A 19,264-nucleotide genomic window follows, 5' to 3' on the forward strand; every position below is an offset into this window, starting at 1 on the left:
GTCGACAGCCATTGCCCCACCATGGGGTGTTCTAGGGGGATTTGAGAACGCATGGCCAATTTCTCGAAGTCGAACGTGCCGCAGTTCTCGGTGGACGTGTACCAGAACGAGTACCTGCCGGAGGGCGGTCGTGAGGTCAACGCGATCGTCACGGTGACCTCGACCGGCGGCGGCACGATCGGAAGCGCGGTCGCGGCGCCCCATGTCTACTCGCCGGGTCAGGGCCCGTCCGCGGCCGTGGCGGTCATGGTCGACTGCTCGGGCTCGATGGACTACCCGCCGACCAAGATGCGCAACGCCCGCGACGCCACGGCCGCCGCGATCGACACCCTGCGCGACGGCGTGCACTTCGCGGTGATCGGCGGCACGCACGTGGCCAAGGAGGTGTATCCGGGAGGCGGCCGGCTCGCGGTCGCCGACGCCACCAGCCGGGAGCAGGCCAAGCAGGCCCTGCGCAGGCTCAGCGCGGGCGGCGGCACGGCCATCGGCACCTGGCTGCGCCTGGCCGACCGCCTGCTGTCCTCGGCCGACGTCGCCATCCGGCACGGCATCCTGCTCACCGACGGCCGCAACGAGCACGAGTCGCCCGAGGATCTGAGGGCGGCGCTCGACGCCTGCGCCGGACGCTTCACCTGTGACGCCCGTGGCGTGGGCACCGACTGGGAAGTGAAAGAAGTCACAGGCATCGCCTCCGCCCTGCTCGGCAGCGCCGACATCGTCGCCGACCCGGCCGCTCTCGCCGCGGACTTCACGCAGATGATGGAGACGGCGATGGGCAAGGAGGTCGCGGACGTCGCTCTGCGGGTGTGGACGCCGGTGGGCACGACCATCAAATTCGTCAAGCAAGTCGCTCCGACGGTCGAGGAGTTGACCGACCGCCGCACGGAGGCGGGCCCGCGCGCCGGTGACTACCCCACCGGCTCCTGGGGCGACGAGTCCCGTGACTACCACGTTTGCGTCGAAGTCCCGGCCGCCGGCCTCGGCCAGGAGATGCTCGCCGCCCGGGTCTCCCTGGTCGTCCCGCAACCGGACGGCACCGCACGGAACTTGGGCGCCCAGGGTCTCGTACGGGCCGTATGGACCGACGACATGGCCGCCTCGACGTCGATCAACCCGCAGGTGGCCCACTACACCGGCCAGGCCGAACTGGCACAAGCCATCCAACAAGGGCTGGATCTTCGCAAAGCAGGCGATATCGACGGCGCAACGGCCAAACTGGGCCGCGCCGTTCAGCTCGCCAGCGCCTCCGGAAACGCGGATACGGCGAAACTCCTTGCGAAGGTGGTGGACGTGGTCGATGCCGCGGCAGGTACTGTGCGACTGAAGGCGAAGGTCGCGGAGGCCGACGAGATGACTCTCGAGACACGGTCGACAAAGACTGTTCGTGTAAAGAAGTGACCTAGAAGGAACGAAGGAGGGACGCGCCGACATGCCGACCTGCCCGAACGGACACCAGTCGGGTTCCGACGACTGGTGCGAGGTCTGCGGTCACCGCATGGCCGGTGCCGTACCTCCACCCCCTCCGCCGCCCCCGCCCGGCGGCGGCTACGGCTTCCCGCCGCCCGGCGGCCCAGGTGGGCCCGGTCCCGGTCCGGGCGGCCCCGGCGGCCCCGGCGGTCCGTTCGGTGGCCCGAACGCCGGTCAGCAGGGCGGCCGTCCGCACCCGTCCGCCGCACCGGAGCCCGAGCTGTGCCCGCAGTGCCGTACACCGCGTGAGGGCGGTGCGCCGTTCTGCGAGGAGTGCCGGTGGAACTTCCTGACCAACACGGCGACGTCGTACACCCCCGCCGCCCCGCGCCCCCCGGCGCCCGGCGGCCCGGGCCTGCCCTCCCACTTCCAGCAGCAGTCGGGGCCCCCGCCGTCGTTCGGCGGCGGTGACCCGTACGAGTACCAGGGCTCGCGCCCGTCCCAGGTGAACCGCCCGGCGGAACCGATCCCGCCGTTCGGCGCGGAGCCGCAGGGGCCGGGTGGCCCTGGCGGTCCGGGTGGGTCTGGTGGCCACGGCGGCCCCGGTGGTCCTGGCGGCCCAGGTGGCCCTGGTCCCGGCGGTCCTGGCCCTGGTGGTCCTGGTCCTGGCGGCCCCGGCGGCGGCTACGGCTTCCCGCCGCCCGGCGGTCCGGGTGGCCCTGGCGGCCCGGGTGGCTTCGGTCCCGGCGGTCCGGGCGGCACCAACCCCGGCGGACCGGGTGGTCCCGGTGGCCCCGGCGGTCCGGGAGCCAACGGCCCCTCCGGCTTCGGTGGCGACCCGTCGCGGCCGGTTCCGCCGCCGCCCGGTCCCACCCCGCCCGGCGGTCCGGGCGCGACCAGCGGTGCTCCGCAGGGGTTCCAGCAGCCCGGGCAGGCCGCCCCTGGTGGCCCGCCGGCCCCTCCCGGCTTCCCGCAGGAGACCCAGCGTCCTCCGCAGCAGGGCGGCCCGTCCTTCGGCGGCGGTGACGACTGGGTGATCTCGCCTCCGTCGTCGGGTCCCGGCGGACCGGGTGGCCCCGGCCCCGCCCAGGGCGGGTACGGCTACCCGCAGCCCGGCTCGACGCAGGCCCCGCCGCCCCCCGGTCCGGGCTACCCGCAGCAGCCGGCGACCTGGACGGCGACCATCGGTCCGGACCGCGAGTACTTCATGGCGATGATGCAGCGCTCCGGCCCCGAGGCCGCGGGCCTGAACCTGCCCGCGTACTCGCCCGAGCAGCAGCGCACGCTCACCGGCAACCAGATCACCATCGGCCGCCGCCGCCACTCCACCGGCGACACCCCCGACATCGACCTGTCGGTGCCGCCGGAGGACCCGGGCGTCTCGCACCAGCACGCGGTCCTGGTCCAGCAGCCCGACGGCAGCTGGGCGGTCGTCGACCAGAACTCGACGAACGGCACGACGGTGAACGGCGCCGAGGAGCCCATCCAGCCGTTCGTGCCGGTACCGCTGCAGGACGGCGACCGGGTGCACGTCGGGGCGTGGACGACGATCACGATCCGACGCGGCTAGGTCTCTCGACTCCGGGAGGGGGCGGTCGTACGGCGAGAAAGTGCCGTACGACCGCCCCCTCCCCCTGTTTCGACTCCCGGCGTTTCGGTCTCCCGGCGTCTCAGCCGGGCAGCGCCCACGCGTACGGCCCCTCCGGGTCGTCCAGCCACGCCCACTCGTGCTCGCCGCTCACCGTGATCCCGTACCGCTCCCGCTGCGGTTGCCCCTCGCGTTCCCACAGCGCGTACGCCTCCTGCGGATCGAGGCTGCCGCGGGTCAGCGCCAGCAGGAAGCGGAACAGCTCGTGGTCACGCGCCCGGCGGGGCAGCCCGCCCAGGTGCGCGGACCCCGGCTCGGACCGGCTCCCGCCCCGCAGCGGCACGAAGTAGGCGGGCGTGTGCAGGAAGCGCCCTTCGGCGTGCTCGGCGTCGCGTACTGCGAGGGCGACCAGACCGGTGGCGAGCGGCGTCAGGATGCGGGCGCCGGGGCGGCACTGGGCGAGCCAGGCGCGCGGGATCGACGGCAGCGTGCAGGTCGCGATGATCCGGTCGAAGGGGGCGCGTTCGGGCACACCGCGTGCGCCGTCGCCGGTGACGACGACGGGGTGGTACCCGGCGGCCGCCAGGTGCTGCCGGGCCGACTCGGTGATCTCCGGTTCCAGGTCGACGGTGGTGACGAGGTCGTCGTCGCCGAGCCGGTGGGCGAGCAGGGCGGCGTTGTAGCCCGTGCCCGCGCCGATCTCCAGGACTCTGTCGCCGTCCTCCACCTCCAGCGCGGCCAGCATCATCGCCATCAGGGACGGCTGGCTGCTGGAGGAGACCAGCTCGCCGTCGCGCAGCCGGGTGGCCAGCGGGGTGTCGGCGTACGCGCCGCGCACCCAGCGCTCCCGGGCTGCCGGGTCGGGGCTCTGGCCCCAGCGCCGCTCGTAGCCACCGGCGACGCCGACGTAGTAGTACGGCACGAACAGATGCCGCGGAACCGCCGCGAAGACGTCACGCCAGACGAGGTCGTCGGCCCAGGCCCCGCTCGCGTCGATCTCGCGCACCAGCGCGGCCCGCGCCGACGCGGCGAGGCCGGCGAGTTCCCCGGCGTCCCTGTCGAGATCCTGCGTGCTCATACGTCCACTGTGCTGCGGCGGGCGGCACGAGGCGAGTGCCGTGGCGGAAGCGTCCGGAATGGGGGCTCGGTGCGGTGGTCCTAGGCCTTGAGTCCTGGTCCGTCCGGTCTGAGACCATGGATCCGTGAATGAGATTCGGCGCGGCACGCTTCAGGAGCAGACCTTCTACGAGCAGGTCGGCGGGGAGGAGACCTTCCGCCGCCTGGTCCACCGTTTCTACGAGGGTGTCGCCGAGGACCCGCTGCTGCGGCCCATGTACCCCGAGGAGGACCTGGGTCCGGCCGAGGAGCGGCTCACCCTGTTCCTGATCCAGTACTGGGGCGGCCCGACGACGTACAGCGAGAACCGCGGCCACCCCCGCCTGCGCATGCGCCACGCCCCCTTCACCGTCGACCGGGCGGCCCACGACGCCTGGCTGAAGCACATGCGGGTCGCCGTCGACGAGCTCGGCCTCTCCGAGGAGCACGAGCGGACGCTGTGGAACTACCTGACGTATGCGGCGGCGTCGATGGTGAACACGGCGGGCTGAGCCGCCGGTTCCCGCCCAGCGGCGCTGCGGGGTCAGCGGACGCTGACGTCCAGCGCTCCGAGCCCCGCCCGGCGTACGGCGATCGACCCGTAGGGCGTGCGCAGCCGCAGCCACGCCCCCGAGGACAGCAGCGCCGCCTCTTCCTGGCCCGGTCGCAGGAAGCCCAGCGACTGGGCCGCGTGCACGGCCCGTACCGGCAGGCGCGTCTCCCCGACCGTCCGGGACCAGATCTCCCGCCCGATCCGGTCGAGCTCTGCGCGGGTACGCCCCTCGGGTGCCAGCTCCTGCGTACGGGACCGGAATTCGCCGACGGCCGCGCCGACCATGCCCCGCAGCTCGGTCGGCGCCGGCAGCCCCGGCTCCGCCCGCCAGCCACCGCGCGGCGGCAGCACTCCGGCCCACGGCGGCCCGGTCACGGCAGCCGGTACGACGGCGGTGGCCGCCTTCTCGTCGACGGACTCCAGCAGCTCACCGGCGGACACGGTCACGTCCAGCGTGACGTCGAGCCCGTTCTCGTACGGCTTGGCGAGCCGCACCGCGCGGATCGCCAGCACCTCGAAGGACGGCGGCCGCCCGAAGACGGCGAGCGCGGTGCCGGCCGCCTGCAGGCGCACCGCGGCGGAACGGTCGTAGTGGAGCAGCCGGGAGAGGAAGGCCGCGAGGTCCGCCGCCTCCCCCTCGTCGGCGAGGTGGAGCACCGTCATGCTGCGACGGCCTCCTCCTCGTCGTCCGGATCGCCCTCGTCGTCGGCGGAGCCGTCCATGTACTCCTGGAGGAACTCCTTCTCCTCCGCGGTGATCCGGCGCGGCCGCTGCGCCTCGAAGTCGAACGGCACTATCACCGTCGACGCCCGGACGTAGACGAGGTCGTCGTCCTTCACCTCGTAGGTGAGGGTGAAGGACGCGGCCCTGATCTGCGTGACCCACAGCTCGATGTCCACGGGCGTGTGCCGGTGGACGAGCTGCCGCTTGTAGTCGATCTCATGGCGCGCCACCACCGACCCCTGCTGGAAGTCCTTGTCCGGGCGGAACAGGAAGTCGATACGGGCTTCCTCCAGGTACCGGAGGAACACCACGTTGTTGACGTGGCCGTACGCGTCCATGTCCGCCCAGCGCAGCGGGCAGCGGTAGATGTGCCGCAAGATCGATCAGCCCCGGGTCAGCTTCTTGTAGGTGGCGCGGTGCGGACGCGCGGCGTCCGGTCCGAGCCGCTCGATCTTGTTCTTCTCGTACGACTCGAAGTTGCCCTCGAACCAGAACCACTTGGACTCACCCTCGTAGGCGAGGATGTGCGTCGCGACGCGGTCCAGGAACCACCGGTCGTGGGAGACGACGACGGCGCAGCCGGGGAAGTCGAGCAGCGCGTTCTCCAGGCTGGAGAGGGTCTCGACGTCGAGGTCGTTGGTCGGCTCGTCGAGGAGCAGCAGGTTGCCGCCCTGCTTGAGGGTGAGCGCCAGGTTCAGACGGTTGCGCTCACCACCGGAGAGCACGCCGGCCGGCTTCTGCTGGTCGGGACCCTTGAAGCCGAAGGCCGAGACATAGGCACGGCTCGGCATCTCGACCTGGCCCACGTTGATGTAGTCCAGCTCGTCCGAGACGACGGCCCACAGGGTCTTCTTCGGGTCGATGTTCTCGCGGCTCTGGTCGACGTAGGAGATCTTGACGGTCTCGCCGACCTTGATGTCACCGGAGTCGGGCGTCTCGAGCCCCTGGATCATCTTGAACAGGGTCGTCTTGCCGGCGCCGTTCGGGCCGATGACACCGACGATGCCGTTGCGCGGCAGCGTGAAGCTCAGGTCGTCGATGAGGAGCTTCTCACCGAAGCCCTTGCTGAGGTTGTTGACCTCCACGACGATGTTGCCCAGACGCGGACCCGGCGGGATCTGGATCTCCTCGAAGTCCAGCTTCCGCATCTTCTCGGCCTCGGCGGCCATCTCCTCGTAGCGAGCGAGACGCGCCTTGGACTTGGCCTGCCGCCCCTTGGCGTTGGAGCGGACCCACTCGAGCTCTTCCTTGAGCCTCTTCGCGCGCTTGGCGTCCTTCTGCCCCTCGACCTTCAGACGGGTCTGCTTGGTCTCCAGGTACGTGGAGTAGTTGCCCTCGTACGGGTAGGCGCGGCCGCGGTCGAGCTCGAGGATCCACTCGGCGACGTTGTCGAGGAAGTACCGGTCGTGGGTGATGGCCACAACGGTCCCCGCGTACTTGGCGAGGTGCTGCTCCAGCCAGTTCACGGACTCGGCGTCGAGGTGGTTGGTGGGCTCGTCGAGGAGCAGCAGGTCGGGCGCTTCGAGCAGCAGCTTGCAGAGCGCGACGCGGCGCTTCTCACCACCGGAGAGGTTGGTGACGGGCCAGTCGCCGGGCGGGCAGCCGAGCGCGTCCATGGCCTGCTCGAGCTGGGCGTCGAGGTCCCAGGCGTTCGCGTGGTCGAGCTCCTCCTGGAGCTTGCCCATCTCGTCGAGCAGCGCGTCGGAGTAGTCGGTCGCCATCAGCTCGGCGATCTCGTTGAACCGGTCGAGCTTGCCCTTGATCTCGGCGACACCCTCCTGGACGTTCTCCAGGACGGTCTTCTCCTCGTTCAGCTTGGGCTCCTGCATCAGGATGCCGACGCTGTACCCGGGCGACAGGAAGGCGTCACCGTTCGAGGGCTGCTCAAGCCCCGCCATGATCTTCAGAACGGTCGACTTACCGGCACCGTTCGGGCCGACGACGCCGATCTTCGCACCCGGAAGGAAGTTCAGGGTGACGTCGTCGAGGATCACCTTGTCGCCGTGCGCCTTGCGCGCCTTGCGCATGGTGTAAATGAACTCAGCCAAGAGAAACCGTCCGGCAGCTTGAAATCTGGCAGTGGGCAGATACACCCCATCTTGCCGGATCGCTACCCCCTGGGGGAAACCCGTATGGTCGGGGGCCTCTGACCTGGGGCTTCGCCGCTGGCGGCTCTCGCTCGCGTGTCGCTGTCGCCGCCGAACGCCCCACCGCTCAACCGGACGGCGTGACCGGGGACCACACGCCGAACCACTGCTCGGCGCCGTACTCCTCGAACCGCTCCACCTCTGTGAACCCGAGTTTCGCCGCGAGGCGCATCGCGCGGTCGTTGGCGGTCCGGGTGCAGAGCACCACCGGCTCGCCGGGATGCGCGTGGGCGAACCAGTCGAGGGCCGCTGTGCACGCCTCGGCGGCGTACCCGCGTCCCCATGCCTGGGGCAGAAGCAGGTAGCCGAGCTCGGCCTCCCCGGCATCCGGGCGGATGTGCCCCGGACGCTCCGCGTCGCGCCGATCGAGCGTGATCATGCCGACCATCGCCCCGTCGAGATCGATCACGAAGAGGCCAGGGCGCCGCCCGGGCACCTCAGGCACGGCGCGTTCCAGCTCATCACGCGGTCGAGAGCCACCGATGTAGGTGCCCACCTCCGGCGATGCGAACAACTCGATGAACGCCGCACGGTCCCGGGCCTCGGACTCTCGGAGCACGAGCCGTTCGGTCCGTATCGGGGCAGGTGGCCAGGCGACGGGTCCGAGTTCACTCATGGCGGGAAAACGTATCGCACGCCCGTGAGACAGGCCCGGAGGTGGGATACCGCCTGCTGAGGGGCTTTGCCTGACCCCTCACGACAGGGGGGTCGCGGTCGTTCGGGTGGATTCGGGATGAGATCACATGTCGGCGCGCCGTTCGGACATTTCCGGATTTTTTCATATTAGCCTTCCGTGACTGAACGAAGTCGATCTGTCACGGATCGCACCCCTCGCACACACCTCACTTCACCGGAGATGACATGCACAAGCTTCGCAAGGCTTCCGTCCTGGTCGCCGCCCTGGGCAGCGTCGGGCTCCTGGGCACCGGCACCGCCGCCGCCCAGGGCCTCGATGGTCACGGCAACAGTGTCCTGCAGAGCTCGAGCTGCAAGTCGCACGACCTGAACCTCGACGTCCTCGGCCAGGTCGGCGTGCTCAACGGCGTGCTGGGCAACGCGCTCAACGGCGAGGGCAACTCGGGTGGCCAGGACTCCCACATCGGCTCGACCATGGGCTGCAACAGCAGCGCCTTCTAGCCCTCGTTCCGCAAAGGGCTTCCCACCACGCAGCCCGGCAGCCCTCCGCAGGTCGGCGAAGGCTGATCGACGGCATCGACTGCCGGGTGCGGGCCGGTGCCCCCAGGGCAGGACCTACCGGTGGAGTACGGGCCGTGGGCAGACGGTCCATGGGTCCCGCCGATGGCAACGCACCGGTGTCTGGCGTCAGGGGCCTGACCCACGCAAGTGGATCAGGCCCCTGACTCGGTTCTCTGCCGGGTGGGGAGAGGAGAAGGAGACCTCGTCCGGCACTCAGTCCTGAGTCGGCGCTTCCCTCTTCCTCACGACCACCAGAGCCGCGCCGCCGATCAGGACCAGGCCGATGGCGACACCGGTGATCAGGGAAGTCATGTCGGAGCCGCCCGTCGCGGCGAGGTTGGTGTCGTCGGATGCCGTGCCGACGGTGGCGGGGCTCGGCTCGCTGAGGGTCTGGGTGGCGGGGCCCGCCGCCTCGGCCTCGGTCACCTGCGTCATGCAGTCCAGCACTCCGGTGAACCGCTTCTGGAAGCCGCCCGGCCCCTCGATGGTGAAGTCGTACGCCTGGTCCTCCTGCAGCGGGACCGTCACCGTCCGCGACTCGCCCGCCGGGATGGTGTGCTCGATCCCGAGCAGTTCGAAGGTGAACGGCTCGTCCCCTTCGTTGGCCGCGGTGATGTCGACACCGCCCTTGTCGCAGTTCTCCGCCGCGGACAGCGCGGGTATCGCGCCGGTCCGCGCCCAGGTCGCGTCGGCCGTCGCCGAGACGGTCGACTCGCTTGAACCGGCCAGGATCTGCGTCTGGCTGCGGCTCTCGGCGGCGAAGGCGCGCCCCACCGGCACGGTCGTCGAGGCCTGCACGGTCAGCTCGGCCTGGCCGGCCGCGGCCTTCTCGGGCACGTCGAAGAACACCTGGCCGCCGTCGACCGCGGACGTGACGGCCTTGCCGTCCTTGTCCACGATCCGCACCCCGCTGGTGGCCGCGTCCGCCGGCGGCGTCACCGTCACACTCTCCGCGTCGGTGTGCACCGTCACCGGGCCGAGCCGCTCACCGGGCCGGCCGGAGACCGCGGGCGGGTCGAGGGTCAGCGAGGCCCGGGGCTCCGCCACCTCCCGCGCGCTCTTCTCGAGGTAGTCCGCGAGCCGCTCGGCCTGCAGGTCGACGGCGTCGACGTCCACGCCGTCCGAGTAGCGCCAGATGGCCACCTGGGTCCCGGCCGCCGCGTCCTCCTCGGTGAGGCCGCCCTTGACGCCCGCCTTGCCGGCGAGTGCCGCGAGGTCGTTCACCTGCGGGTAGGAGTTCTGCAGGATCCAGCGGATCTTGCCGGCGTCCTTGTTGGCGCCCAGCGAGGTGCCGCTCCAGGACGTCTCGTGGTAGCGGGCGTCGCGCTGTGTGGGGTTGTGGATGTCGACGCAGTACGTCTGCAGGGTGCCGCCACCGTCGACGGACATCTCGAACAGGCCCGCCGAGATCTCCTGGTCCCCGGAGTCGGCGTGGACGACCGCCGCGCCGTATGTCTTCAGGCCGCCTATCGTGGCGGTCGCGCCGCCCTGGCTCTGCGCCGTCCCGTCGGCCGCGGCGGAGCCGGCGCCGGCCATCACCGAGGCGGCGACGAGCCCGGACATCAGGGTCGCGGCGGCGAGGCGGGCCGCCCCTCGCCGCCCCCGCACCGACAGCGCAGAGAACGCAGCAAACACAGAATTCCCCTTCGAGCAGGACCCGTTGACGTGGGGGGACGGTCCCACCAGCAGAATCTTCAAGCCCCGAGAGCCATGCCCGGCATCCTAGGTACGCGGCGCACCACGCTTCCCTGTGATCCCGTCGCAGGGCCGATCCGACTCGGAATCGTTATCGCCAAGATCCCTTGCGAGCAGGGCTTATCGACAAATCCACCGGGGGCGTTCGGAGCGCATTCGCCGATAAGCCGCAGTTCGGTCAGACTCTGGGCGTGACTGACGTCACGTCACCGCGACTGGTTCCGCGGCCTGTTGAGAGCCGTTGTCCGAAGGGGACGTCTCCCAGTCGGGCTCCGGTCGGTCGGGGGCCGCGGCGACGCCGGCCTCCGGCCTGGGAGTGCGCCGGAAGGCCGAGGTGCCGCGGGCGAGATCGTGGCCGATCGCCAGCGCGTCGATGTCGGCCGAGGTCCAGCTCTGCCCCTCCCGCACGTCCGAACGCACCTTCAGCCTGCCCTGCACCACGACGGGGTCGCCCACGTTCAGCGACCCGGCGGCGTTCGTGGCGAGCTGCCGATTGGCCCACACCGTGAAGAAGTTGGTGTGCCCGTCGGTCCACTCGTTCTTCCCGCGGTCCAGGTAGCGCGAGGTCACCGCCAGCCGGAAGCGCGCGGACGGTCCCGTCGCGAGTTCCCGGTACACCGGCTGCGTCGCCACGTTGCCCACTGCGCAGATGATCGTCTCGTTCATCTCGAACCCCTCCCTCACCCGGCCGTTCCCGCCGGGCGGATACGCGTACGGGCCCGTCCCGTACAACTGCGTCGGACGTGACGGCATGTCCCTGGGCGCCCTTGGACGTCCGTGGGCGTCCCTGGTGCACCGCCGTCACCGCGGTCGACCGCGTCCGTCGGGGTCGCCGCGAAGCCAGACTGCCTCCGCCGGGCCGAGCCCGCTGAGCGCTGTGGACCACCGGCCGCTTGTGGATATCTCCGCCACCCGGACGAGTGAGTGAGCGACCCACGCGCATCCGCCGCCCCAGGGGGCGCTCCCCGCCGCCCCGGGGCGCCCCCCGCAGTCCCGGGACACTCCCCGCCGCCCCAGGACACTCACCTCAAAGATCGCCCCCTCAAAGACCGCCCCCGGCCAAGGGCCGTCTCCCAGGCGGCAGTTCACCTCACCGCGCCCCCAACCCCCATCACCCGCCCGTACTGCTCCCGAACCTCCCGATAGCGCAGCAACTCGGCAGCCACCGGATCCAGCACGCGGGCCCGCCCGCACCCGGCCGCCGCCTCCCGCAACCGCCGCTCCGCCTCCAGGCCGTACCGCCGCGCCGGTCCTCGTGCCGCGATACGGCAGCCCCACTCGACGAGTGGCCCGCCGACGATGCCCGCCACCATCAGCAGCACCGGCACGCCCAGGTTCGGTGCCATCACCCCGATGATCTGCCCCACCAGCCACAGCCCGCCGATGACCTGAAGGATCGTCATGGAGGCCTGTACCAGCACGGCCGCCGGCCACCAGCCCGGCCTCGGCGGCCGCCCCGGCGGCAGTCCGGCCCGCGCGGCCAGCTCGTCCAGCGCCTCGGGCAGCCCCTGAGCCCCCCGTACGGCCGCTTCGCGCACCGCCTGCGCCCAGGGCGCGGGGAGTCCGGCCGAGGCCTGTTCGGCGACCGTGCGCACCGCCTGTTCGACGCGCTGGCGAGCGGTGGACTCCTCGTCCGTCTGGGCGCGCAGGGACAGGCGTCCCGTCGGGGGTTCGCCCCGGTCCTGGTACCAGCGCCACAGCCGCAGCCACGGCGTCCCGCACGCGCGGTTGGCGTTGCGCAGCCATGCCCGCTCGGCGGCCTCGCCCGCGGCGGTGGCGCCGATCGCGTCCGCGAGCCGGGCGGAGAACTCGTCCCGTGCCTCCTCGCTGAGCCCGGTCCGCCGGCGCGCGGCGTACACGGGCCGCAGCCGCCATCCGGCAGCCTCCACATCGGCCGCGACCCGGCGTGCCGCGGCCCCGCGTTCCGCCACGAACTGGCCGAGCGCCTCGCGCAGGTCGCCGACGCCCTCCCCGGTGAGCGCGGACAGCGCCAGCACCGTCGCGCCCGGTTCACCGTGCTCGCCGAGCGCGATGCCGTCCTCGTCGAGCAGCCGACGCAGGTCGTCGAGGACCTGGTCGGTGGCCTCGCCGGGCAGCCGGTCGATCTGGTTGAGGACGACGAACATGATCTCGGCGTGTCCCGCCATGGGCCGCAGATAGCGCTCGTGCAGCACCGCGTCGGCGTACTTCTCCGGGTCGACGACCCAGATGACCGCGTCGACCAGCGCCAGAACGCGGTCGACCTGCTCGCGGTGCGCCACGGCCGCCGAATCGTGGTCGGGCAGGTCGACCAGCACGAGCCCGTGCAGCTGCCCGTCCGCGGCCGCGCTCTGCGCCGGGCGCCGCCGCAGCCGCGGCGGGATGCCGAGCCGGTCGATGAGCCCGACCGCGCCGTCGCTCCAGCTGCACACCAGGGGCGAGGCGGTCGTGGGCCGACGTACGCCCGTCTCCGAGATGGTCACCCCGGCGAGCGCGTTGAACAGCTGGGACTTGCCGCTGCCCGTGGCGCCCGCGATGGCGACGACGGTGTGCTGCCCGGAGAGCCTGCGCCGCGACGCCGCCTCGTCGAGCACCCGGCCCGCCTCGGCGAGCGTCTTGCTGTCGAGGCGGGTGCGCGAGAGCCCGACCAGTTCGCGCAGCGCGTCGAGCCGGGACCGCAGCGGCCCGTCGTAGGCGAGCGGCATCACGACCTGCCGGCCGGAGGTCCGGCTCTCCACGACGACGGGCTGCTCCGCGGCGGCGTTCTCGTTCACCCGCCGCGCGATCAGCCCGTCGTCCCAGGGGGTCCCGGATTCGGCGCCGGACGTGGATTCCGCGCCGGAGGGAGAGTCCGTACGGGAGGAGGGCTCCGTGCGGTCCGTGCGCGAGGGGGACTTTGTACGCGAGGGGGACTTGGTACGGGACGAGGACTCCGTACGACGGGAAGGGGCCCCGCCCTCAGCGCCGCCCGAGCCGGGGGCACGGCCCGAGCCGGGGGCACCGCCGGAGCCAGGAGCGCCCCCGCGCGTGGGCACGTCGCTGTCCGGCACGCGCGCGTGCCCCTCGCTCGGCCGTTCCTCCCGCTCCCTTCGGTCCTCCCCCTCCCCCGACTCTCCCTCTTCGGCCCTGGGGGAGCCCTCATGCTCGCCGGGCTTCTCTTCTGCCAGGTCGCCCTTCACGAGCACGCCGTTGTCGGAAGGGGCTTCGGCAGGGGTGTTGGTTGCGGTGTTGGCTGGGGTGTTGTTCTCACGTTCGTCGTCGTCATTGGTGGCGCTGTCTTCCGGGAGATCGACGTGTTCCGTCTGGTCCTGTTCCGTTTGGTTCTGGTCAGTGACGGCGGTCACCGGTCACCTCTCCTTCTGCAGTACGGACAGCGCGGCGATGAGTTCGGCCTGGGGGTCCGGATGGATCTCCAGGGCGTCGAGCGGTGCGAGCCTGCGCTCGCGTTCGTTGTGCATCACCCGGTCCAGGTGCTCGGCGAGCAGCCGCCCGGCCCGGTCGCGCAGCCGCAGCGCCCCGTGCGCCCCGATCCGCTCGGCGAGGCCCTCCCCCGCGGACCGGGCCCGGCGGGCGCCGAGCAGCGCGGTGGCCACGAGGGCGGCGACGACCTCGGGATCCTGGACGACGCCGCGGTCGACGTCGTTCACCTCGTCCTCGGCGTACTCCTCGAGTTCCCGTCGCCATCGCCGTACGGCCACGCCGATGCGGTGTTCGACGCTCTCCGGCCTCGGGTCACGGGGCATCAGCTCGGGTGCGTCGGCGGCCGGTTCGCGCCGCCAGGCGTCGTCGACGCGCTCGTCGGCGGCGGTGACGGCGCACAGCAGAAGGGTGCTCAGGCTCTCCACCAGCGAGTCGAGGAGCTCCCCGGCGGAGCAGTCGAGCGGAAAGGCGCGCCAGCGCTTCAGGGCGTCACCGGCGAGCACGGCGCCGGACTGCAAGCGGCTCCGCACGCGCGCGTACTCGCTGTCGTACGCCGAGTCGACGGCGGCGGTGAGCCGCAGCGCGGCGGCGTACTGGGAGGAGGAGGCGGCGGCGAGTTCGGGCAGGCGGGCCTTGAGGGAGTCGAGGAGGCCGTTGGCCGTACGGGCCATGGCGTGCTCGCGTGCCGCCGGGTCCTGCGCCTGGTGGACGAGCCAGCTGCGCAACTGCGCGACCGCCGTGGCCGGGAGCAGCCCGCCGCCCCAGGCCGACTCGGGCAGCTCGGGCACGGTGAAGCGGGGCACGTCGCCGAGGCCGGCCTTGGTGAGGAGCGCCCCGTACTGCCGCGACACCTCGGAGACGACCTGGTGGGGAACCCTGTCCAGGACGGTCACGAGGGTGGCGTCGTACTCCTTGGCGGTGCGCAGCAGGTGCCAGGGGACGGCGTCGGCGTACCGGGCGGCCGTCGTGACCATGACCCAGATGTCGGCCGCGCAGATCAGTTCGGCGGCGAGGGCGCGGTTGTCGGCGAGCAGGGAGTCGATGTCGGGCGCGTCGAGGAGGGCGAGGCCGGGCGGCAGTGTGTCGGCGGTCTCCAGCCGCAGCACGCGCGCGGGGTCCTCGCCGGGCAGCATCAGTTCCTCGGCCGGATCGTGCTCGGGCACCCACACGCGCGTGAGGTCCGGCAGTACGCGCATCGCGCTGAACCAGTGATGGTCCTCCGGATGGCAGACGAGTACCGGGGTCCGCGTCGTCGGCCGCAGTACGCCCGCCTCGGTCACGCGTCTGCCCACGAGGGAGTTGACGAGCGTCGACTTCCCGGCGCCGGTGGATCCGCCCACCACGGCCAGCAAGGGCGCTTCGGGCTCTCTCAGGCGGGGCACCAGATAGTCGTCGAGCTGCGCGAGCAGTTCGTCGCGGTTGGCACGCGCGCGTGGGGCCCCCGCCAGGGGCAGCGGGAAGCGTGCGGCGGCGACACAGTCGCGCAGGGCGGAGAGTGCGTCGAGCAGCTGAGGCCGTACGTCCAAGGTCACCACATGCGAAGAATGCCCAATTTTAGGGGAATTCTGAAGCATATGAGCATGTCTGCGCGCCGACGGGACACAAGGGGCGGAAGGGGCGACTGGGACACAGGCACAGTCCAGGCATAACGAGTGCACAACACCCGGTGCGCGAGAGGCCAAAAGCGGTGCACGATTCGTACCTGCCTGCGATTATCAGGACCGCTTCACCGAACCTCCACATCGAGCCACGGAGGCGAAGCAACAGGGACATGGATGCGGGAGCCCTATCCTTGTCCCCGGCAACGTCACGGATCCAGCCCACACCCGGGCACCACGACCGAGGCCACCACAACCGGCCCCCGTAGCTCAGTGGATAGAGCAGGCGCCTTCTAAGCGCTTGGCCGCAGGTTCGAGTCCTGCCGGGGGCGCCCATGCTCCGCCCTCCCATCGGGAGGGCGTTTTTGCTGGTCAGAGGCCGTTTATCGGGCCCGGCGGTGGGCCCTCGGGCGCAGTCGGCGGGTGTCCGGCTGGGGACGATTTCGTCCGGCCCTCGGCGGGTGCTCTTCCCGAAAACTTCCCGAAGTTTCGGTGCGGTCTCTCTGCAGTCGCCGTAGGACGACCGCGTCGCCTCAACCGAATAGATGGGGGCAAATCGGCATACAGGTTGAATGGGTGCTGGATATCAGATCATCCTTGCCGCCATGAGTCTCGTCTCCACCTCCTTCGATGTGCCCGACATGGCCGACTACGCACACGACTGGGCCTTGGTCGATGTGGAGACATCGGGCCTCATAGCCCGGCGAGATCGCGTGCTCTCCGTCGCGGTGATCACGATCGGTCCCGACGGCGAGCAGACCGCGGAGTTCTCGACGCTGCTCAATCCGGGCTGCGATCCGGGACCGGTGGAGGTGCACGGGCTGACCGTCGAGCGACTGCACGGTGCGCCGACGTTCGATCAGGTCGCCGGGCGGATCGGAGCGATGCTTCAGGACCGGGTCCTGGTCGCCCACAACGCCCAGTTCGACTACGACTTCCTGGCCCACGAGTTCGCCCGTGCGCGGATGTGGCTGCCGGTGTCGCAGCGGCTGTGCACCCTGGCTCTGAATCGCCAGGTGGATCCGCCGACGGACGACATGAAGCTCGGCACCCTAGCCGCCCATTACGGCATCCCCCAGCAGCGTGCGCACGATGCGCTGGACGACACCCGGGTGCTGGCCGGGATCCTGCGGGCGTCACTGCGCGAGGCGGCGCGGCTCGATCTGCCCCTGCCGCTCGTGACCTGCCCACCCCGGGCAGAGTCTCAGTTCACGCCGAAGCCGCCAAAGACTCCTTGCGCCTACCGCAATCCGGGACGGCTGACTCCCGGCGGGCCGCTCCAGCAGGGGATGAAGGTCGCGATCACCGGTGAGACCGCCCATGCCCGGGCGGAGCTGGTCGGGCGGGCGGTCGCCGCCGGGCTGAACATGATGACCTCCGTCAGCCGGCACACCAGCGTGCTGGTCACCAATGAACCGGCGTCCGGTTCGGCAAAGGCCCGACGCGCACTCGCCGAAGGCGTACCGGTCATCGACGAGCACACCTTCCTCCGGCTGCTGGCCGACGTACTACCGGGGACAGCGCATGAGGCGACGGCCGTCGCTGTCGCCCCGCCGGCCGAGCCGGAAGCAGAACCCGTCGTCGGGCCCGTGGAGTTGGCGGCCGCCACGACCTCTGCCGTACCCGCCCCGGAAGCCGCAGTTCTTCCCACGGCCGCACCCGGTGTGGGGGTACCCGCTCCGCGTCGACCGGTGCCCTCCGTCGGCACGTTGGACAAGCCCCTGGCGGGGCGTCGCGTGCTGGTGCTCGGTGGGGTCCATGCCGATGCCGCGGCGGCCCGTACCCGCATCGTCGAGCTGGGCGGGTCCGCGGCGGTCAACCTGTCCGCCAGTGTCACCGACGTCGTACTCCTGGAGGGAGGGGCGGGTGACCGACGCATGAGCCGAATCGCCGCCCTCGAACTCCCCGTGCACGACCTCCACTGGCTCTCCGCTCCGACCGCCACCGCCCCGGTCGCGGCGACGCTCCGGACTCAGGAGCCGCACGTGATGCCGAGAGGGGGTGTCATCGATCTGCCCATGCCGCACGGCAGACCAGCGCCGGAGTGGTATGTCACCGCCGGCTGGGCCCCGCAGTCCGGCTACGAGATCGACGTAGTCGCCTTTCTCCTCGACGAGGACGAACAGGTCACCTTCGACGAGGACTTCATCTTCTACGGCGCTCCCGAGAGCCCCGCCGGAACCGTGCGACTGCTAACCGGCGGGCCTGCCGAACAGACCATCGCCCTCAACCTGGCCTCCCTGCCATCCGCGACGCGCAAGGTCGTCGTCGCCGCGGCCATCGACGGCACCGCCACCTTCGGGACGGTCGGTGCCATCCAGATCGGTGCCGCCCCCGGTAGTAGTGGGGCACCGCTCGCCCGGGCCACCCTGGACGCCGCCACCACCGAACGCACCATGCTCCTCGCGGAGATCTACCGCAGAGGTCCTGTATGGCGCCTACGCGCCGTCGGCCAGGGCTACGACCACGGCCTCGACGCCCTCGCACGCGGATACGGCGTCGACATCGCCGACTGAACGGCGGTGCCGGAGGCGGAGGTCCGTGCGTCCCCTGGATCTGGGTCAGGCCCGCCGACGCGGTGCGGGGTGGAACCAGGCTTGGGCACCGGCATGCTCGGGGCCGGCCCGGCGGGCAGTCGCTGGGGGCCTTCGATGCGCTGCTGGAGCTCGGCCAGCTGGCCCGTGATACAGCGGGCGTAGGTGGCGAGCAGGACGGGGATGCTGTTGCCGGCCCACTCGGCGACCTGGGCGGGTGGGATGCCGTGGTTGAGCCAGGTGGTCAGGCAGGTGTGGCGCAGGTCGTAGACGCTCTTGCCCACAGGTGACGGTCATCGCCATTTCCTAACTCTTGGAAATGATGTGCCCGGCAGGTGGGATGTCAGAGCCAGGTGAGAGTGTGGCCGGCATGGAGACACCCATCGCCCCGAGTAATGGGGACGAGGAGCACGCCGTCATCGCCTACTTCCGCCTTGCCGCCGACGGCTTTGGTGACGCCGACCAGCGGGAGCAGATCTATGAGGCTGAGGAGGCCTTGATGGCAGTGACCGAGGAGGCCGGTGTCGGGGAGTTCGACGGCAACGAGTTCGGGCAGGGCGAGGCCGTGCTCTATGCCTACGGGCCGGATGCAGATGCTCTCTTCAAGGTCATGGAGCCGACTCTGCGTAGTCTGCCGTTCAGGCCGGCACACGTCGTACTCAGGCAGGGCGACATTGAAGCCCGTATCGAGCTGTAAGCCTGCCAGACACGGCGGAAGCGGCGATGCGCGGCGCTGGTCCGGGCCGTCCCTGGGCCGAGGCCCTCGACCATACGCGTTTTCCCCTAGGGCTGGCGGTCGGGCAAGAGGGGTCTGTCTGCCGTGAATGGCCATTTGCCCATCAGGGTCGACTGATTACATAGCAGCGCAATGACTGGCTGCGGCGGCCACAAATGCGTCCATGGCCACCCTTGACACCTCCGCCCTCGCCCTCAACTCGTCACCGTCTGAAGCCTCTTCGATGACAATGGAGGCTTCGAAAGCCTCACCGGCCAGGTGTATGACTGGTTCCGGAACGCCCGCGAGCCTGAGCCGAAGGAGGCAGGCCCTACTTGTCGTGCGGGCCTCGAAGCAGGCGTCCTTGGCCTCTCGGTACGTGTCGTTATTGGTCCCGTAGTCGCGTCTGGTGGACCATCGCCAGATCTGCCGGCGACGTAGCTCCACAAGCGCCTCCGCCAGCTCGCAAATGGCCGTTCGTTGCTCTTGTAGCTGGCGATCACGACGGGCGAGCTCAGCAGCACGATCGGCATGACGGCGTTGAAGGAACCCTGTGACGACGGACCCACCGGGCGTGCCTAGGACTGCGATGAGCGCAACCAACACGGCCTGG

General features: G+C 71.0%; 16 protein-coding genes and 1 tRNA gene. 7 read left to right on the plus strand and 10 right to left on the minus strand.

All coding sequences use genetic code 11. From position 1 onward, the window contains the following. The first annotated feature begins 51 nt into the window (after positions 1–51). Both ACZ7L6_RS35045 and ACZ7L6_RS35050 read left to right on the plus strand, forming a co-directional pair. Positions 52–1,398: a vWA domain-containing protein gene (locus ACZ7L6_RS35045; protein WP_471931052.1), complete on the plus strand. Its 1,347-nt coding sequence runs from the start codon at positions 52–54 to the stop codon at positions 1,396–1,398. Between the two features lie 31 nt (positions 1,399–1,429). Continuing rightward, on the plus strand, positions 1,430–2,977 hold the full coding sequence (locus tag ACZ7L6_RS35050) for an FHA domain-containing protein (RefSeq protein ID WP_471931054.1): 1,548 nt from the start codon (positions 1,430–1,432) through the stop codon (positions 2,975–2,977). A 100-nt stretch (positions 2,978–3,077) separates the two neighbouring features. Here ACZ7L6_RS35050 and ACZ7L6_RS35055 read toward each other — a convergent pair whose 3' ends face one another. Beyond that, on the minus strand, positions 3,078–4,073 hold the full coding sequence (locus ACZ7L6_RS35055; protein WP_471931056.1) for a methyltransferase domain-containing protein: 996 nt from the start codon (positions 4,071–4,073) through the stop codon (positions 3,078–3,080). Positions 4,074–4,197: 124 nt separating this feature from the next. On the opposite strand from ACZ7L6_RS35055, the gene ACZ7L6_RS35060 reads away from it, so the two are divergent. Next, positions 4,198–4,602: a globin gene (locus tag ACZ7L6_RS35060; RefSeq protein ID WP_134041762.1), complete on the plus strand. Its 405-nt coding sequence runs from the start codon at positions 4,198–4,200 to the stop codon at positions 4,600–4,602. Between the two features lie 32 nt (positions 4,603–4,634). Here ACZ7L6_RS35060 and ACZ7L6_RS35065 read toward each other — a convergent pair whose 3' ends face one another. From ACZ7L6_RS35065 to ACZ7L6_RS35080, 4 genes are all read right to left on the minus strand, one after another. Further along, on the minus strand, positions 4,635–5,306 hold the full coding sequence (locus ACZ7L6_RS35065; RefSeq protein WP_471931058.1) for a DUF8185 domain-containing protein: 672 nt from the start codon (positions 5,304–5,306) through the stop codon (positions 4,635–4,637). Next, positions 5,303–5,743 (minus strand): acyl-CoA thioesterase, encoded by a 441-nt coding sequence (locus ACZ7L6_RS35070; RefSeq protein ID WP_471931060.1) that lies wholly within the window; start codon positions 5,741–5,743, stop codon positions 5,303–5,305. Before ACZ7L6_RS35070 ends, ACZ7L6_RS35065 begins: the two co-directional genes overlap by 4 nt. 6 nt (positions 5,744–5,749) lie before the next feature. Continuing rightward, positions 5,750–7,414 carry an energy-dependent translational throttle protein EttA gene (ettA, locus tag ACZ7L6_RS35075; RefSeq protein ID WP_471931062.1) on the minus strand — a complete coding sequence of 555 codons (1,665 nt, stop codon included), beginning with the start codon at positions 7,412–7,414 and terminating at the stop codon, positions 5,750–5,752. 166 nt (positions 7,415–7,580) lie between these two features. Then, positions 7,581–8,129 carry a GNAT family N-acetyltransferase gene (locus ACZ7L6_RS35080; protein WP_471931064.1) on the minus strand — a complete coding sequence of 183 codons (549 nt, stop codon included), beginning with the start codon at positions 8,127–8,129 and terminating at the stop codon, positions 7,581–7,583. A 245-nt stretch (positions 8,130–8,374) separates the two neighbouring features. Here ACZ7L6_RS35080 and ACZ7L6_RS35085 point away from each other — a divergent pair, with 245 nt between their 5' ends. Next, on the plus strand, positions 8,375–8,650 hold the full coding sequence (locus ACZ7L6_RS35085; RefSeq protein WP_471931066.1) for a hypothetical protein: 276 nt from the start codon (positions 8,375–8,377) through the stop codon (positions 8,648–8,650). A gap of 273 nt (positions 8,651–8,923) precedes the next feature. On the opposite strand, the gene ACZ7L6_RS35090 is transcribed toward ACZ7L6_RS35085, so the two are convergent. The 4 genes from ACZ7L6_RS35090 to ACZ7L6_RS35105 form a co-directional block, all read right to left on the minus strand. After that, positions 8,924–10,345: a Cys-Gln thioester bond-forming surface protein gene (locus ACZ7L6_RS35090; protein ID WP_471931068.1), complete on the minus strand. Its 1,422-nt coding sequence runs from the start codon at positions 10,343–10,345 to the stop codon at positions 8,924–8,926. Between the two features lie 261 nt (positions 10,346–10,606). Beyond that, a complete protein-coding gene (locus ACZ7L6_RS35095) occupies positions 10,607–11,071 on the minus strand; it encodes a single-stranded DNA-binding protein (RefSeq protein WP_471931070.1) in 465 nt (154 codons plus the stop codon). 419 nt (positions 11,072–11,490) lie between these two features. Further along, the gene (locus ACZ7L6_RS35100) at positions 11,491–13,728 is read right to left on the minus strand and encodes a YfjP family GTPase (protein ID WP_471931072.1); all 2,238 of its coding nucleotides are present in this window, start codon (positions 13,726–13,728) and stop codon (positions 11,491–11,493) included. 3 nt (positions 13,729–13,731) lie between these two features. Next, entirely contained in the window at positions 13,732–15,339 is a 1,608-nt protein-coding gene (locus ACZ7L6_RS35105; RefSeq protein WP_471931074.1) for a dynamin family protein, read from the minus strand. Positions 15,340–15,661: 322 nt separating this feature from the next. On the opposite strand from ACZ7L6_RS35105, the gene ACZ7L6_RS35110 reads away from it, so the two are divergent. Then, positions 15,662–15,734 (plus strand) — tRNA-Arg (locus ACZ7L6_RS35110). Positions 15,735–16,007: 273 nt separating this feature from the next. Further along, on the plus strand, positions 16,008–17,918 hold the full coding sequence (locus tag ACZ7L6_RS35115; RefSeq protein WP_471931076.1) for a TerD family protein: 1,911 nt from the start codon (positions 16,008–16,010) through the stop codon (positions 17,916–17,918). Here ACZ7L6_RS35115 and ACZ7L6_RS35120 read toward each other — a convergent pair. Further along, the gene (locus ACZ7L6_RS35120; protein ID WP_471931078.1) at positions 17,861–18,220 is read right to left on the minus strand and encodes a hypothetical protein; all 360 of its coding nucleotides are present in this window, start codon (positions 18,218–18,220) and stop codon (positions 17,861–17,863) included. The two genes, ACZ7L6_RS35115 and ACZ7L6_RS35120, sit on opposite strands and share 58 nt — an antisense overlap. Before the next feature lie 86 nt (positions 18,221–18,306). Between ACZ7L6_RS35120 and ACZ7L6_RS35125 the strand changes: the two genes are divergently transcribed. Further along, positions 18,307–18,633, plus strand: a complete 327-nt coding sequence (locus ACZ7L6_RS35125; protein ID WP_471931080.1) for a hypothetical protein — start codon at positions 18,307–18,309, stop codon at positions 18,631–18,633. Positions 18,634–19,264: the final 631 nt, after the last annotated feature.

This window comes from Streptomyces sp. NPDC107522, from assembly GCF_055657525.1.